This window comes from Lentzea pudingi (genome assembly GCF_014646255.1).
In the GTDB taxonomy this organism is placed as follows: Bacteria; Actinomycetota; Actinomycetes; order Mycobacteriales; family Pseudonocardiaceae; genus Lentzea; species Lentzea pudingi.
Map to the genome: position 1 here is coordinate 1 of NZ_BMNC01000037.1, position 14,934 is coordinate 14,934.

General features: G+C 61.1%; 9 protein-coding genes and 2 pseudogenes. 7 read left to right on the plus strand and 4 right to left on the minus strand.

The window, feature by feature from the left end; translation table 11 throughout:
- On the minus strand, positions 1–789 hold a 789-nt coding region (locus IEY88_RS43595), incomplete at its 3' end, for a VldE C-terminal domain-containing protein (protein WP_505744133.1).
- Between the two features lie 621 nt (positions 790–1,410).
- Between IEY88_RS43595 and IEY88_RS43600 the strand changes: the two are divergent.
- From IEY88_RS43600 to IEY88_RS44915, 5 genes and pseudogenes are all read left to right on the plus strand, one after another.
- A pseudogene (locus tag IEY88_RS43600) lies at positions 1,411–2,670 on the plus strand (IS701 family transposase).
- A 1,359-nt stretch (positions 2,671–4,029) separates the two neighbouring features.
- A complete protein-coding gene (locus tag IEY88_RS43605; RefSeq protein WP_189160770.1) occupies positions 4,030–4,416 on the plus strand; it encodes a hypothetical protein in 387 nt (128 codons plus the stop codon).
- Between the two features lie 535 nt (positions 4,417–4,951).
- Complete coding sequence (locus IEY88_RS43610) at positions 4,952–5,254, plus strand: hypothetical protein (protein ID WP_189160771.1); 303 nt, start codon at positions 4,952–4,954, stop codon at positions 5,252–5,254.
- A gap of 1,067 nt (positions 5,255–6,321) precedes the next feature.
- On the plus strand, positions 6,322–6,642 hold the full coding sequence (locus tag IEY88_RS43615) for a phosphopantetheine-binding protein (protein WP_189160772.1): 321 nt from the start codon (positions 6,322–6,324) through the stop codon (positions 6,640–6,642).
- Positions 6,643–6,677: 35 nt separating this feature from the next.
- Positions 6,678–7,172, plus strand: coding sequence for an MbtH family NRPS accessory protein (locus tag IEY88_RS44915; RefSeq protein ID WP_229694353.1), 495 nt, complete (start codon positions 6,678–6,680; stop codon positions 7,170–7,172).
- A gap of 573 nt (positions 7,173–7,745) precedes the next feature.
- On the opposite strand, the gene IEY88_RS43625 is transcribed toward IEY88_RS44915, so the two are convergent.
- A complete protein-coding gene (locus tag IEY88_RS43625) occupies positions 7,746–8,093 on the minus strand; it encodes a histone-like nucleoid-structuring protein Lsr2 (RefSeq protein WP_189160773.1) in 348 nt (115 codons plus the stop codon).
- A gap of 2,510 nt (positions 8,094–10,603) precedes the next feature.
- Positions 10,604–11,002, minus strand: a complete 399-nt coding sequence (locus IEY88_RS43630; protein WP_189160774.1) for a VOC family protein — start codon at positions 11,000–11,002, stop codon at positions 10,604–10,606.
- Between the two features lie 19 nt (positions 11,003–11,021).
- Between IEY88_RS43630 and IEY88_RS43635 the strand changes: the two genes are divergently transcribed.
- Positions 11,022–11,444, plus strand: coding sequence for a winged helix-turn-helix transcriptional regulator (locus tag IEY88_RS43635; RefSeq protein WP_229694352.1), 423 nt, complete (start codon positions 11,022–11,024; stop codon positions 11,442–11,444).
- A gap of 275 nt (positions 11,445–11,719) precedes the next feature.
- On the opposite strand, the pseudogene IEY88_RS43640 reads toward IEY88_RS43635, so the two are convergent.
- Positions 11,720–12,798: pseudogene (locus tag IEY88_RS43640) on the minus strand (IS630 family transposase).
- 1,551 nt (positions 12,799–14,349) lie between these two features.
- On the opposite strand from IEY88_RS43640, the gene IEY88_RS44920 reads away from it, so the two are divergent.
- Positions 14,350–14,934 (plus strand): DUF8189 domain-containing protein (locus IEY88_RS44920; RefSeq protein WP_505744134.1); only part of this gene is annotated, 585 nt, incomplete at its 3' end.

Genomic DNA, 14,934 nt, shown 5'->3' on the forward strand with positions numbered 1-14,934 from the left:
CAGACGCCCATCAGCCGAAGGAGCAATGGCGAGCTGCGCATTCGCCGGCCCGCCGATCGGCTGCCAACCTGACCACGATCCCGCAGGAACAGTCTGATAATTGTGCCAGATTTGGTCATCCCCAGCGGCGAAACTTTCCAGCCGACCGTCCGAGGAGGGGCTCAACACGATCCTGTTCGCCCCTGCTCGAGGTCCCTCTTGCTGCCCAGTCCACCAGCTGGTTTGCCTGCGCGCACCCTCCCAACTGAAGCTGAAGTGGATGTGGTCGGTGTGCGGACTTGCACCGGAGTACGGCCGCCAACCCTCAGATGCTCGATAGAGATTAAAAATCTGGCGGTTCCAGATGATGTACATCAAACCCAGCCTGCGTGCCATTGCATGCTGATTGTTGTACTGATCGCTTGCCAACAGCCAATTGAGCAAGTCGGCGGCATCACGACGATCATTTGCATTGTCTACGTTGAAATGATAGTCAAGCGCTCGACCTTCTTTGTGCTCACTTTGTCCACCAATGGAACAATTCCGGGAGACGCCAGTCATATGCGTGCCATACGTTGCGTTAATCAAGTTCCGAAAATCAATGACCCCCGGTTTTGCAGTGGAGTCACATGTGGACTGACCAACGTAGCGCGCATAGGAATCAATGTTCGGCCCAAAGACCGGAGTAGCGGGCGCCGCTCCAGCTGCAGGAGCCAGCGCCACAACAAGCGCCGAAAACAGGATGGAGCATAAAACCAGCAAGGAAACCCTTGGTCTGGCCGCGAAGCGAACGCTAGTAATAGCTGACACACTTCACTCCTAGTCATCAATATTGCCCGACTGAGCAAGAAATCTCAGGAAGACCTGAGGGTCCTGAACACGCAAATGCACGTCCTAGGTCTCATGGCTTCTGAATTCTGACAGCACGGGCGCGGCGCGGGAAGGTGTTCGATCGCACGATTTAGCGGTCTGACTGCCTGTCGGCGGACACGTGAGGCTCCGTGCGGACGGCCATCGAGTTCAGATTCCGCGGACCTGAAATTTTCGAAAGTACAGACCTGGTCCGCAGGGCGTGACACGCGCTTCGCACGAGATCCATGCAGTTCTCTGCTTCGCGTTCACCATCTGGTTGTGGGTCAGAGTGCGGCCCGATCGAAAGACCCTCATGACCAAGCTTGGCAAGAAGTAGTGGAGACTCTCTCAGCGGTCGAACTGGCAAAGTTCGCTCCCTCCGCCGCTCAGTTGGCTCGTGTGCGCGAGAAAGACGGTAACCAGGTACGTCGCGATCTGGGACGCCGATGACGACCCGATCTAGCGGCGACTGCGCCGGCCGAAAGTTGACCTGTTGGGTGAGCAAGATCGAGGACCTGCTAGTAGTGCTTTGTTAGGTGTGGCGCGCAGGTGGTTGTCGGCGTGTGATCTTCTTGTCGGATGACTCCGGAGGAGATGGCTCGGGTTCGGCCGGTGATCGAGGAGTTCGGCGCATCGATGTTCGGTGGGTTCGCGCGGCGTGATCAGCGGGCGAAGGGCGAGTTGTATCTGCGTGGGCTGATGCTGGATGGCAAACGCAAGTCGATGCAGCCGATGGCGGCCCGGCTCGGGGTCGATCATCAGCAGTTGCAGCAGTTCGTGAGCACCTCGACGTGGGATCGCGTCGAGGTGCGCCGCCGCCTGGCCGGGTGGGCCGCGGGGTTCGTCGATCCGGACGCGCTGGTCATCGACGACACCGAGTTTCCCAAGGACGGCAAGGATCCCCCTGGTGTGGCGCGGATGCATTGCGGCGCGCTGGGCAAGACCGGGAACCGCCAGATCGGGGTGAGCGTGCACGCGGTCACCGACTGGGCGTCGGCCGCGATCGACTGGCGGCTGTTCCTGCCGGAATCGTGGGACGACGAGAAGGCTGCCGATGACGAGGCAGATGCCGGGATCCGGGCTCGCCGGGCGCGCAGTGCGATCCCGGACAAGGTGCGGCACAAGGAGAAGTGGCGGCTGGCGCTGGACATGCTCGACGAGGTCACCACCAAGTGGGGCCTGCCCCAGCGGCCGGTGGTCGCTGATGCAGGCTACGGAGATGCCGCCGAGTTCCGGCTTGGCCTGACCGAGCGCGGCCTGACCTACGTGCTGGCGGTCAGGGCGGATGCGACCGCTCACCGGGCCGAGGCGGTGCCGACGGCCGCGGCCTGGGTCGGCAACGGCCGTCCGCCGGGGCCGCGCTACCAGGACAAACCAGTGGATCTGAAGACTCTGGTCATGAACGCGGGCCGATCGGCCGGCAGGTTCGTGGTCTGGCGCCACGGATCCAAGAAGTCACCGGGCAATCCGACCGCGAGCATGCGATCGCGGTTCCTCGCGCTGCGGGTGCGGCCGGCCAGCCGCAACATCCCCCGGGCCGCGGACGGGACCCTGCCCGAGTGCTGGCTGCTGGCCGAGTAGCCGCCCGGTGAACCTGAGCCCACCGACTACTGGCTCTCGACCCTCCCAGCCGACATCCGGCTGCGGGACCTGGTGCGGCTGGCCAAGATCCACTGGCGTATCGAGCACGACTACCGCGAACTCAAAAACGGACTCGGCCTGGACCACTTCGAAGGCCGCTCCTGGCTCGGCTGGCACCGCCACGTCACCCTCGCCGCCGTCGCCCAGGCCATCTGCACCCAACTCCGCCGCACCCCACAAGCCCCTGCACAGGCCTGACGCTCTACGCGGTCCTGCGCGAACTCCAGGCCTTACTCGCGGTCTGGACAGGCGTCCGCCACACCTGCCGACAACCCGTCCAGACCCCAACACCCACAACAACAGCCCAGGTCAACAACACCTGACAAGCACTACTAGGGCCTCGGAGTGCAAGGTCCGCGCGGACGTGTTCACGAGCGGCACGCGGCGATGGGATTCGACGGCACCGACCCTCACGAAGAGGCGGGCCGCGCACGCGGTTGTTCTGCACGAGCGCAATCGTGTCGATGACGAGCTTGGCCCAGCCCAGGAACTCACATCTGCACGTCTTTCCTGCACAGCCTCATACGTCGGCTTCGGGGAAGCAACGGCCGACGGAACCAGACCAGACGACCAGGTTCGGGCCGGCGCACTGCTTGACCCCGACAGAGATCAGGGCGGCGAACTCCGGATCTAGGTCATCGGCGACGAGCTCGCCGTCATGGTCCCGGCCGAACAGCCTGACTGAGATCACTGAGCATCCGCTGCCTGGGCAACCATCAATGCGGTTCACCCGCTGAGGTGCGTGTGCGGCGGTAGTTTTCGTCGCCTTCCATGCTTGGTTCGTGCATGCCGCAGCCTTCCGCTAACGTTGACCGTAGCGTAGTACTGCGATATCGTAACAATGACCGTGATCGGTTTCTATGTGTCGTGGCTTCAACGTCCAAGTAGACGATGGAGCCACGCTCGGCTGAGTGAAGAACGGAACGACGTGCGTGTCCGATGTGCCTGTACTTGCCGGTTTAGCACATAAGGCACGCCAGATCCGCGCGTCGGCCGTCGCGTCGATCCTTCGGCGGTTGAACCGCTGCTCCTCCGCGATGATTCGCTGCACCTCGACGAGGAATTTCGGCGCGAATGACGTCGACACCTTGAAGCCACAGGTGAAGGAACCCCGACCACCTCGCCACCGCTGCCCAGTCTCGCCTCGGGTACATCTGTTGCACGACCTGCGGACCGCATGACCACCGCGCGTCTATCTGCTTTGGTCGCCACTCCCGGTTCAGCCGCCCCTGTCGCTCGTGAGTCCAGTCCTGGTTCTACAATAGTCCACACACATTGCGCACGACGATGTCTGCCCCAGGGCGGTGGCCGGCTGCTTGCCCTTCTGCATGGCGGTCATGGCGGCGATCGCCGCCATGACCGCCATGCACGATGACCGCTCGGCTGTCGAATAGTGCGTTCGCTTGCAACCGAATTTGTCCTCGCCTAGCATTCAGGCGCCTGAGCAGCCGGTCTGGACTTCCAGCAAAGTACATTAAGATCGGTAAATTGCCGGAGCACTCAGTGGGTGTCACTGTTCGCGAAAGCGCTTTAATTAATCGACTTGTGGAGGCATTCATGGCAAGCTTGAGTCGTCGAGACATGCTCAAATCCGCAGCTATTGGTGCGGCTGTAGTAGCAGTTCCCGTGGATGTGCTCGCAGGTTCCCAGAGCGCTGAGGCCGCCGCCCCGGTAAATCAGCTCGCCTGTGATTGGTCTGAATCAGAGCTGGCAGATCGCCGAAGGGTGCTGGATGCGGGGCTGACTGAAGATGAGGCAACAGCGTGGCTTTTGGTTGCACGGGCTGGGGCGCAGCTGTTTGCTCTCCCCGTGTTGCACCCGTCGATCAATCCTGAGATTGCCGTAGCTCTCCACGAGCTTCAAAGCAAGCTTCTGATGCGACCCACTTATCGGAAGTACGTCCAGGGATTTCCGGCGGCGGATCAGTCAACCTCGTATCGTTGATTCCCGTCCTTTTTGGTATGCGAAAAATTGTCACGCCGCGGCAACGGTGAGAACGAATCTGCTCCTTGAATAGACCTAGATGGATCTGTGCTGTCCTGCAGGAGTCTTAATTTTTTGCAGGACAGCGCAGTATCGGGTGTCAAGTGGCGGGCTTGATGGAGACTGTGTTGTATTCTAGATTTTGCGGAGTTAGGGCTGTTGGACTTCATGCTGATAACTCCTGAGCATACAAGCGAACGCGGGCTGCGCTCATCGATGCCGGTCAGGAGCTGAGTAGTTGCGCACGATGGTGCGTAATTCCGCTGATTTCGGTCGTTGGGGGAGCTGTTTGTGTAGATCGGGCGACCCGCCGGTCAAGATCATGAAACTTGGCTGGAATCCCAACTTACCAAATTTGTTCGAGTGTCCTGTCTTGACAGTCGAACAGGTAGAGAGAATCGCCTGATCAGGCAACGAGGCAACTTATTTGATGTTCGACCGGCGACCTGTTTGTCGACGTGAGGGTCTCTTGTCAAATTTTACCAGTCAAGATTATATGAGTTTTCCACAAGGTGTCAGCGCAGATCGATTTTTGCCTAGCCGTACGTTTCTCGGAGCGTTGTTTACGGACTGGAAAAGGCGTCTTGCCGTTTTGTTGAGTGCGTCGACTCTGGTGCTGATAAGCATTTCAGGTGAGGCTTCTGCGGCGCAGCGTTTCGGTGGTTGTGAAGCTTTGAGCGTAGGTAATGTTTGCGTTCTGGATGTCTCGGATTTCAGCGGGGGAACAATTATTGCTTACGTCGATGTTGTCAGCGATATTGATCGCGATTATCGTTGGATAATTTCCACCGAAGGTTAGAACCCCGCCTGTGAAGGTACGGTAAAAGGTAACCAAGACGGTCGCTGGTTCACGTGTCATAATGTTAATCGTCGTCACGCGCAACTGTATCTCGACAAAGAATTTGGTAGTAGCGTTGTAATTGGCGTGTCGTGGTCTCCGTGAGCGACCTCGTGCTCGTTGGACCGACTGAATTGCAGCCCGATTTTTTCGCCCTCAGCTTGCCCTGCGGAGTCGCGCAAACAGAGGTGCTCGACCTCTGCAGATCAGGATTTTTGGGAATGTAGAAATTCTCGTTGAAGTTCGTAGTGTTGATGGCTTCACTTCACATTGCTATTGAGCGGTCTTTGATGCTGACCTGGACGACCCTTGCCTTGGGCAGGACACCTCGGCGGTAGCTCTGCAAGTGAATAACATGGCGGGCGATGAGGCCAAACAAGACGTCATCGGTTAGCGGGATGAGTTGCGCACCTCTCTCGTAAGACCGGCCGCGCCGTTTCCGGAAAGCAGGTTCAAGCAAGCCTGAAGAGTCCTATGCGGGTAGAAGTGTCGTGTTCGCTGTCTTCGCCGACGATCCGGCGATGACGGGTGGAAGTGCACGACGCGCGACACAGTCGATTTATCTGACTCGCCAGTTCCCCGGAGCGGTGGCCGCGCGTTTGAGGAGGAGCTGGCCGATCTCGCGGACTGTCGCGGCGGTAAAGCCTTTGACTTTGGCGGCCCGCTCGCCGAGCTCGCCGCGACTATGCACGGCACGACCGAGTCGTTGCGGATCATGGTATGTCGAACGCCTGCCTAGTCGACGCAGTCGTGTCCTCTGCCGAGTCGTGGAAGTGCATCGACCCCGCCGACCGCGCGCGCCATCGCCCGTCGACACGGGCGAGAGCAGCGCCGTGGTCGGCCGGTTGCGCGGCTACCTCGCCGGGCGGATCCCGAGTACGCGGTGCCGTCGACCGTCGTCGCGTTGCCGGCTCTGCCGCTGACCGCGGGTGAGCTGGACCGCCGCGTCCTGTCCGCGCCGGAGCACGGCCGAGACCCGTCCCCCAGAGAAAGAGCTGTTGTGCGGCCTGTTGGCTGAGGTTCTGGGCGTGGAACGGGTCGGCGTGGACGACGACTTCTTCGACCTCGGCGGGCACTCGCTGCTCGCCAGTCGGCTGGTCAGCCGTAACCGGGACGTGCTGAGCGCCGACACGACCATCCGCACGCTGTTCGAGGCACCGACGGTCGCCACTCTGGTCGAGCGGCTGCACAACGGTGGCGCCGGTGATCCGCTGTACGTGCTGCTGCCGTTGCGGTCACACGGTGAGCAGGCGCCGTTGTGCACGCCGACTGGGGCATCAGCTGGTCGTTCTCCGGTCTGCTGCGCCACTCCGACCGGCCGCTGCACGCGTTGCGGGCCCGCAGTCTGAGCCACAACGAGCCGTTACCCGGCGGCATCGCCGAGATGGCCGCCGACTACGCGGCGGGTGCGGCCGAGTGGCCTGTACCACTTGGTGAGCTTGTCGTCTGGCGGGCCTGTGGCGTTCGAGGTGGCTACCCAGCTCCAGGTGATCGCAGGAATCTCACGTTTTCCTGGACACCGGCTGCTGTCCTCTGCCTGGCAGCCTCACGCGGCCGCGTGCTGTGCGATGCCCTGGACCGGTTTCCGGACAGCGGCACCGACGAAGAGAGGACACGAGATGACCAAACTTTTCAACGACCGGACGGCACCTTCCTCGTGCTCGTCAACGGAGAGGGCAAGCACTCGCTGTGGCCCGAGTTCGCCACCTTGCCCTCACCGCAGGAGACGCCTTGGTCTGGCAAAGGTGCATCGCACGGTGCCCAGAGGTGCCTGGTCTGGACAAGTGTTACCGCGTTCACGCTCTCGAGGGCAAGAACCGGCGCGGTCCGCATAATAATGCTGTTGCCATTCATGTGCGAGCGCATCCGGAGTCAATAGAACGATGGTCCGCTTTGCGCCGAAGCACAGCGAGTCATACATTGCCTTTCTTCCACGGAGAACAGCAATTTTGTGCGAAGCGGAGGTCAAGGTGGGTGCTTAGTTCGCTGTCACGACGGGCTTGCGTCATCGGGACGCAGTGCGGTGGCGATCCGATCCGTCTTGGCTGTAGACAGCGAGTCCGAGGAGGCTTTGAGCGTTCACCACCACTCGTCCGAGATGTCCGGTGCGGCGGGTTATCGCCTGGGTTTGAACGGTCGCGCCGTGACGAGATCGGTCTCGTCCGCACACCACAACCAGCCGTGCGCCGGATAGCCCGAAGCACAGCTTGCGTGCCAGGCGGACTTCGCCATGCCGGTGAGCGCCCAGGCGGCCTGTAGCAGATCGGAGCCTTGGCCGTGCGCTCTTTCCGCGCGGCTCGGATTTCGATCCGCCCCAGGTTTGCGCGGTCGGTGTTTGCATGCTCGTGTTTCAGGACGCTCAATCCGAAAGAGATTTGAACGGTGCGGCTAGAACTCCGGGTACGACATGATCGGAGTGGATGATTCCGGCCCTGGCGCTGTGGTCAGGCGATCACCGGTGAGCGGTCTCGAACTCGTCGATGATGCCAGCTGGGATCCGGCCTCGATCGGCCAGTTCGTGACCGTTCCTGCGTGCCCATTCACGGATCGCCCTGGTCTGCTCCTTGGTCCGCGCCTCACTGACGATCGTCCGGGCAGCGGCGCCGCGCTTGGCACGACCACCACTCCTGCGGGCCTTGGCCACGAAGTCATCGAGGCGATCGCGCAGCCGACCCGCGTTTCCTGCGCTGAGGTCGATCTCGTAGGTCACGCCGTCGAGACCGAACTGCACAGTCTCGATGTCGTCGGTCGTAGTGCCGTCCAGGTCGTCGACGAGCTGGACGAGGACTTTCTGTGCCATTCGGACTACTCCCACAAGGATGATCGCGAATTGATGGTCCCCTGCAATTTAGCAGCCCTGCGCACACCCGCTTGCGACGCCTGGCGTTGAGCGTGTACTTGCGCGGAAACTTCCGCGAGGAAGATTTCACTTGTGGCGTCGCAGCTGATGCTTCCTGGAGCCGCCAATGCTTTTCTGAGTTCCGCAGGTTCAACCTGGTCGCCTCGGGCGCGTGCTCGGCGTGAGCCGAGCACCCGCACAGTCACGTGGGAAGTGACAATGGGAAGTCGACAAGCCGCGCCATACGCACGTTCGATCGACTGGGCGTCAGGTTCATGGCTGCGGCCGCGACTAACGTCTGGGGCTCGAGCACGGCGAGATTGACCGGCACGATCATCGATCGCGCAGTGCCGTGGCTGCTGTCGATGCTGTGTCAGGTGGAGTTGAGGTACCAGCGCAGGGGGACCAGGGAGCAGGGATCTGGGGCATCGATCCACCTATCGCCACGCGTTGCTCATGCAACGTCGTGTGCGTGGTTGGTAGCACCGGGCCAGCTCTGGCCGCTGTCGGTGTTCGTTCGTGCCGCGCCTCGCTGGGCGCCGACACTGAGCCAGTTGTGCCGCTAACCGGAGCAGCTGGGCAGCCGCCGAGGTGGGGAAGCCAGGGCGACACGTGGGACAGCATGTTTCTTGAGGATCAAGGTCGCATTCGCGCGCCGTCTGGAGACTGAGGCAGTAGTCGGGGCACGTAGAGCAGGACCACGCGGTAGCGATCAATTCAGGGGCGGTTGTGTCGATCGAGCTCCGAGAGTTGCCGGTGTGCAAGACGAGAAGTGCTGCGCGGTACCGAGGCCGCCCGGCGCGTCTGCCGCTGACGCCCCGTCCCGTTGCGCAACCGGACGCATCGCACGTCAAGACACCCACACCACAGCTGAAACCGTTGCACGACAGGAACATAGAGGCACGGTGGCGCGAAGATCGATGCTCGCCGCCGAAGTCGAACGGGCTTTGAGGACGCCTGGATGTCGACGGGCGGTAGTGGGACGCGACCCGCCACATCGCCCGCAAGGGCGCCAAATGGCGATCTCTGTCGGCTGACTATCAGCTCAAGTAGATCGTGCACGGCTTCTATGCCTGCAGGGCCGCCTCCGGCGCCTGGGCTTACATCGCCGACGAACTACGCGCCGGCACCGCGTGTGACTACGCTGCCCGCGCCGTCGTGGTCGACCTCTGCGGCACGCCGCTCACGATGATGGTCATCTCGGTGAGCACAACCGACCAGACATCGCCTGCGAACTGCTGTTCTGCGTCCGCCTGACCAACTCGCACGTCGTGCGGGTCTACGCCGACTCCGCCTGCAGCGGCGAACTCGTCGGCTGGGCCAAACCTTCCTCGGCATGACCATCACCGTCGTGAACCGCAAGCCCGGAGCCACCGGATTCGTCCTTCCGCCCCACGTCGCTGGGTCGGCGAACGCCTGCTCCCGTACAACGAAGCAGTCCTGGCTTGGTCCGCGATCACCCCCCATAGCACGTCGTCTTACACGAACCAGGCCGAGCAAGGCCGGTGTCTGGTGCCCTGAACCGCACTCGTCCACCAGAATCCGGCGCAAGGGCGTTCCTGACCCTCCTGCGCGCCTCGAACGCTCCGTACCCTTGGTTTGCTCAAACACGGGGAAGTGACCAGCGCGTTGCGCAACTGCTCGACCCCGTGAGCCAACTCATCCGATCCATCGCAAGCAAACACACCCGGATTTCACGACACCGCGATCAGCTCGCCAACCCTCAGAATGCACCGCACACGGTCTTAAGCAACGCCTGACTGTCCACGACGGCCTCAAGACGACTGGTTCGAAGGCGGCCACTGACCGCCGCGTTGCCCGCTGGCCTGGAGGAGATGTCACGTATGTAGCGTTCAGCAGCTGTACTCGCTCGGTCAGGGGTGCAGGGGATCTTCAGATAGCCCGAGGGTGACCAATGCCATCGGCTTCCCACGCGTCCCCGGGCTAGCAGTTTCGCGGGTCGCCCCACTTCGAGGAATTCACCGGGAAGTGGGGCGCCGTTTGAGGTGGTTGTAGAACTGCTCCGGCACGCAGAAGGTGCACGCATACCCGTCCACCGTGCCCGTGTACCGGACCATCGCCGGCTTCGCTGCGAACCCGAGTCGATTGTGATCGCAGCTCGGCTCGGCCCGAGTGAAGCCGCTCGGGAAATGGTCGTACGCAGAGCCTGATCGCCGACCAGAGACTCAACCGGCAACTCGTCTCTCTTGCTGTTGTCGTCCACCGTGCGGCGGAACTGCGACGAACCTCAAGGCAAGCCGTGGTCATCGCTAGCTGGTGGTTTTCGTGCCGACATTCCTCAAACGTCGACCCTGCCCGAGCCGTTCTCCATGCCCGGCATCAAGTGAGCCACCGCCATGTCGCTGCGGCGTGTGCTGGGGGATCAATGACTCCGACAGCTCCCGTAAACCGCAACGGCAAACGATCAGTCAGCCTTGAGATCATCGCTCAATGTCCTTTCCTCTGACAAGTCATTTCGCCCACTCCCAAAGCCCGAGGACGTTGCCATCTGGGTCTTTCGCATATGCGAAGTTTCCGTTGGCGAGTGGGAGAGATACCTTCTCGGTTACCATCGAACCCCCTGCCTGCAGGAGCTTCTCGATTTTTTCGTCGACATCATCAACCTCGACAAGAATGGTCGGCTGAGTGATTCCGATGTTGCGTGTCACCACGCCACCGTTGATCGCCCCGGGCTTCAGCGGAGTATTCTTGTCGTCGGTCTGCGCGGTGAACGCCATGCGAAAGCTGAGCGCGTCATCGCCGTCCCTCGAGTGCTTTGGTCGCACTTCCCACCCGAACACTTCGTGGTAGAATTCCGAAGCTTCGTCGATGTCTCGAACCGGGACGTCGAACCAGAAAACTTTGTCCAACTTTGCGCTCCCTTGAACGGTGTTGGATGAAAAGTACGGTGCTCTGCTGCGGCAGTCAATTGCTTACCTGCTCGTAGGTACTTACTTCGCGGTAAGCAAAAAGGAGGATGAAGTGTCTCACCATCAATTGTCGACATGCGGATTCAGCTCTGCCTTGGGTGTCATCGCAGGGAAATGGAAGGCTGCTATCCTGTGGCAGATCCACTGTCGTCCGCTGCGCTACGGCGAGTTGAGGCGACTTATTCCCGGAATCAGTGAAAAAGTTCTTTTTGAACAGCTCCGCGCCATGGAGTCTGACGGCTTGATTCAACGTGAAGTCTTCAACGAAGTGCCGTCCAGGGTTGAATACTCGCTGACGTCCGCCGGGGCTTCCCTCAACGATGCGGTTCACACCATGGCCGAATGGGGCAGGAAGTACAGATCGGAGGACACCGCGTCGTGACGTCCGCGGCCGATGTGCGGTGTCTATCTACACTCAAGGCCTGAGACTTAGCCGAAATAGTCCTCAGGCCTGGTAGCCCGATCTCACTGGTGATCATGTGCCAGGTGAGGATGCGGATGCTGTGAACGACAGCGACGGAAGCTCGTTTCTTGCTGCCCTTGCCGCAGCGGTCGACGAATCGGCGGTGGGTGTCTGCCAGTCAGGTGTTGTTGGTGCGGAATCCGCCGCCTTGGTGTTTGCCGGCGGATTTGCAGCTGACAAGACACACTCGCTCGCTAGTGTCGTGAGGCTTTAATTCGTTGGCAGTATGCGGCGAGGGTGTCGAGGATCTGGTCGGCGGTCTTGGCCCAGATGAAGGGTTTGGGGTCACGGTTCCATTCGTTGATCCACGTGCGGACGTCGGCTTCGAGTTCGGTGACGCTGCGGTGGGCGGAGCGGCGCAGCTTGCGGTTGGTGAGTTCGGCGAACCAGCGTTCGACCAGGTTGAGCCAGGAGCTGCTCGTCGGGGTGAAGTGCAGGTGGAACCGGGTGTGGCGTAGCAGCCACTTCTTGACCTCGGGTGTCTTGTGGGTGGCGTAGTTTTCCAGCACCAGATGCAGTTCCAGGTCTTGGGGGACCGCGTCGTCGATGAGTTTGAGGAACCGCAGGAACTCCTGGTGGCGGTGGCGGCGGTAGTGCTGGGCGATGACCGCGCCGCTGCCGAGGTCGAGTGCGGCGAACAGGTTGGTGGTGCCGTGCTGGGCGTAGTCGTGGGTGCGGCGCGCCGGCGTGGTGGGCATGATCGGCAGGGTCGGCGCGGTGCGGTCGATGGCCTGCATCTGGCTTTTCTCGTCGACCGCGAGCACCAGCGCGTTCTCCGGCGGGCTCAGATACAGGCCGACGACGTCACGGACCTTGTCCACGAACTGCGGGTCGGTGGAGAGTTTCCAGGTCTCGATCGCGTGGGGCTTGAGTCCGAAAGCCCGCCAGATCCGGGAGATCGCCGACTGCGACATGCCGGTCGCCGAGGCCATCGACCGACCAGTGCGTGTCCTGGCCCGGGGTCTGTTCCAGTGTCGCGGTGATGACCCGCTCGATCCGCTCGTCGCTGATCACCCTGGGCCGGCCCGGCCGCGGTTCGTCCGACAAGCCTTCCAACCGGCCGGTCAGAAACCGCGACCGCCATTTCGACACGGTGTTACGCGAGACCCCGATGTCCTCGGCGACCTCACCGATCGAGCCGCCTTCCGCGCACCGCAACACGATCCGCGACCGCAGCGCCAACGCCTGCGAGGTCTTCCGGCGACGACCACCCGGTCAGAACCGAGCGCTCCTCCTCGGACAACACCACGGGAGCGGGCTTCGCATACGGCATCACCAGAGCCTACCGACCAACAACGAATTATTGAACCACGACACTAGAGTGGCTTTGCGGAAGAAGCATAGCGATCTTAAGTATCTCAAGTCATGATTCCGGTAGGCGCCTCCACGAGGACGACGGTTGCGTTGGTGGATTAGGGTGCGCCGATGTTCGTCGAGCTCGGTATGCCACTGTCGGACACGGAACGAGATCTGTTGCCGGACAAGGTCTTCACGAGTCTGCCTGAGCACGGCACAGTCGTGTGTTCAGGAGGATGTCGAGAGGGCTGCAGCCGGCACAGTTGTTCGAACAGACCTTTTGGCGGGTCGAACAATGCTCGACGTTCGACCCGATGTGGGTAGTCTCGTCGCAGGCGCGATCGCGAAAGACTCTTGCTGCGGGAGCACAGGGAGTCTCACAGCAAGAAGAGCAAGGTCCTGGCGCTCGGCTTCTGGTGTCAGAACCTTGCCTGATCATCGGTCAGCTAGTGGTCACTCAAAGCTACCGCGTTGTAGGACGCCCGCCGTAGCGGCGTTGAACCGAGCGTTACAAGCTGAAATCAATTGCCCCGCGAGGCGGCCCTGACCAGTAGGTCTGATCTCGATGACATGTGCTTTCTGCGCTCTCATGGTGTCGCGGAGTTCTGACTCTTCGACGCGGTCGAGCGTACTTAACTCCAATCTAGCCTCGCGATGTTGGTTGAACGGGTACCGGCACTGCCTCAAATGCAACGTATCTGGCGCCAACGCACAAACTCGCCGACCCGTTCACGCGCTCGCGTGGGATAGCGTCGTTCCGCTGGTCAAGTCGCTGTTAGCACCGCATCGGTGTGCGCGATGACTCTAGCTATCTACTCGCCGGAAGCGGATCGACTTCAGCTACGGCTAGTGTGAGCATTCTGTGCGAGTGATCAGGTCCGATCTGCCTGCTGGCGCAGAGCGCGAAGGTCTGGCGTGTATTTGATGTGAAGTGGATCGATTTACCGCGCTGTATAATGCTGGGCATTGAGATTCAATGTGTTTTGTCATTTGAAAGTGGAGCAATCCTCGTCTTTGCTAGGGTTGGTCTTCTCTGTGATTCGTCTTGAACGTTAAGGAAATCTGTGAAATTCGCGTCTACTGTACTCGGCTCTGTTCTCTGTGTAGCGCTGCTGCCGATCGCAGCCTGCGGTAATGAGCAGGCGCTGGAAAGGCGCGCAAACTGTCAGGATCAGGCTGGGGCTGCGCTGGTGATGACCTGCATGTTGGGTGAGCGTCGCCAGCCCTTGACGAGGCGGCAGCCGCTGACCGGTCACCCGTCAGCGCCTGTCTGCCGTGAACGATCAGCCCGAACAAAGCTTCGACTACCAAAATGTTCGTCCGACGGATCAGATCCGCTTTTCGTTGACGCTGATGATCAGCCTGTGGAGACTTCATGGCGCGCGGTCATTCAGGACCGAGTACTCATTCCGCTTCATTAGGAGTTTCTATGCGTTTGCGTTTATCTCGAGTGGTGGCGATAGGAGTTGGTCTCGCGGTTGGGTTGAGCGTCGCTGTCCTGCAATCAGGTACGGCGCACGCGGAGTGTGTGACCATTCCCTCGACCCACGACATCAACGTCACGAGGATCGTCTACCAGGTCGGCGTGGAACATCGTGTGTCGGACCGGGTCATGCTTGCCGGATTCGAGGCAGGCTGGGTCGAATCGAGGATGAACAACCTCGACTGCGGTGACCGGGACTCGCTCGGAGTCTTTCAACAGCGCCCATCCCAAGGGTGGGGCACACCGCAGCAGATTCGCGATGTCCGCTACGCGTCTACACAGTTCTTCACGCGTGCGCAGAGGTCTGAGCAGCAGCACCCAGATTTTGCCTCGTGGGAGATCGCGCAAGACGTTCAGCGTTCGTGTTGCCCGCGTAGGTATGACGACGCACAGGCGAAAGCCAGACAGCTCATGGCGGAGGTCGCTGTTCCGCAGCAAGCTAGAGCGAGCAGGATCGTGTGGGGCTCCTCGTCTGATGGTCGGCTAGAGGGTTTTGCTGCCGGTGATCAGGTCTGGCACATCTACCAGATAGAGCCTTCGGGCCGGTGGTCTGGATGGCAGCCTATTGGTGGTCCTGGTGGTGCGCAGTTGGCGGTGGCGCCGTCTGCTGATGGGCGGCTTGAGCTTTTT

What these genes read in the sequence shown, in the direction of transcription:
- IEY88_RS43605 (WP_189160770.1), top strand. Translation starts at nt 4,030, where the DNA reads ATGGCAAGCTTGAGTCGTCGAGACATGCTCAAATCCGCAGCTATTGGT.
- IEY88_RS43610 (WP_189160771.1), top strand. Translation starts at nt 4,952, where the DNA reads ATGAGTTTTCCACAAGGTGTCAGCGCAGATCGATTTTTGCCTAGCCGT.
- IEY88_RS44915 (WP_229694353.1), top strand. Translation starts at nt 6,678, where the DNA reads ATGGCCGCCGACTACGCGGCGGGTGCGGCCGAGTGGCCTGTACCACTT.
- IEY88_RS43625 (WP_189160773.1), bottom strand. Translation starts at nt 8,093, where the DNA reads ATGGCACAGAAAGTCCTCGTCCAGCTCGTCGACGACCTGGACGGCACT.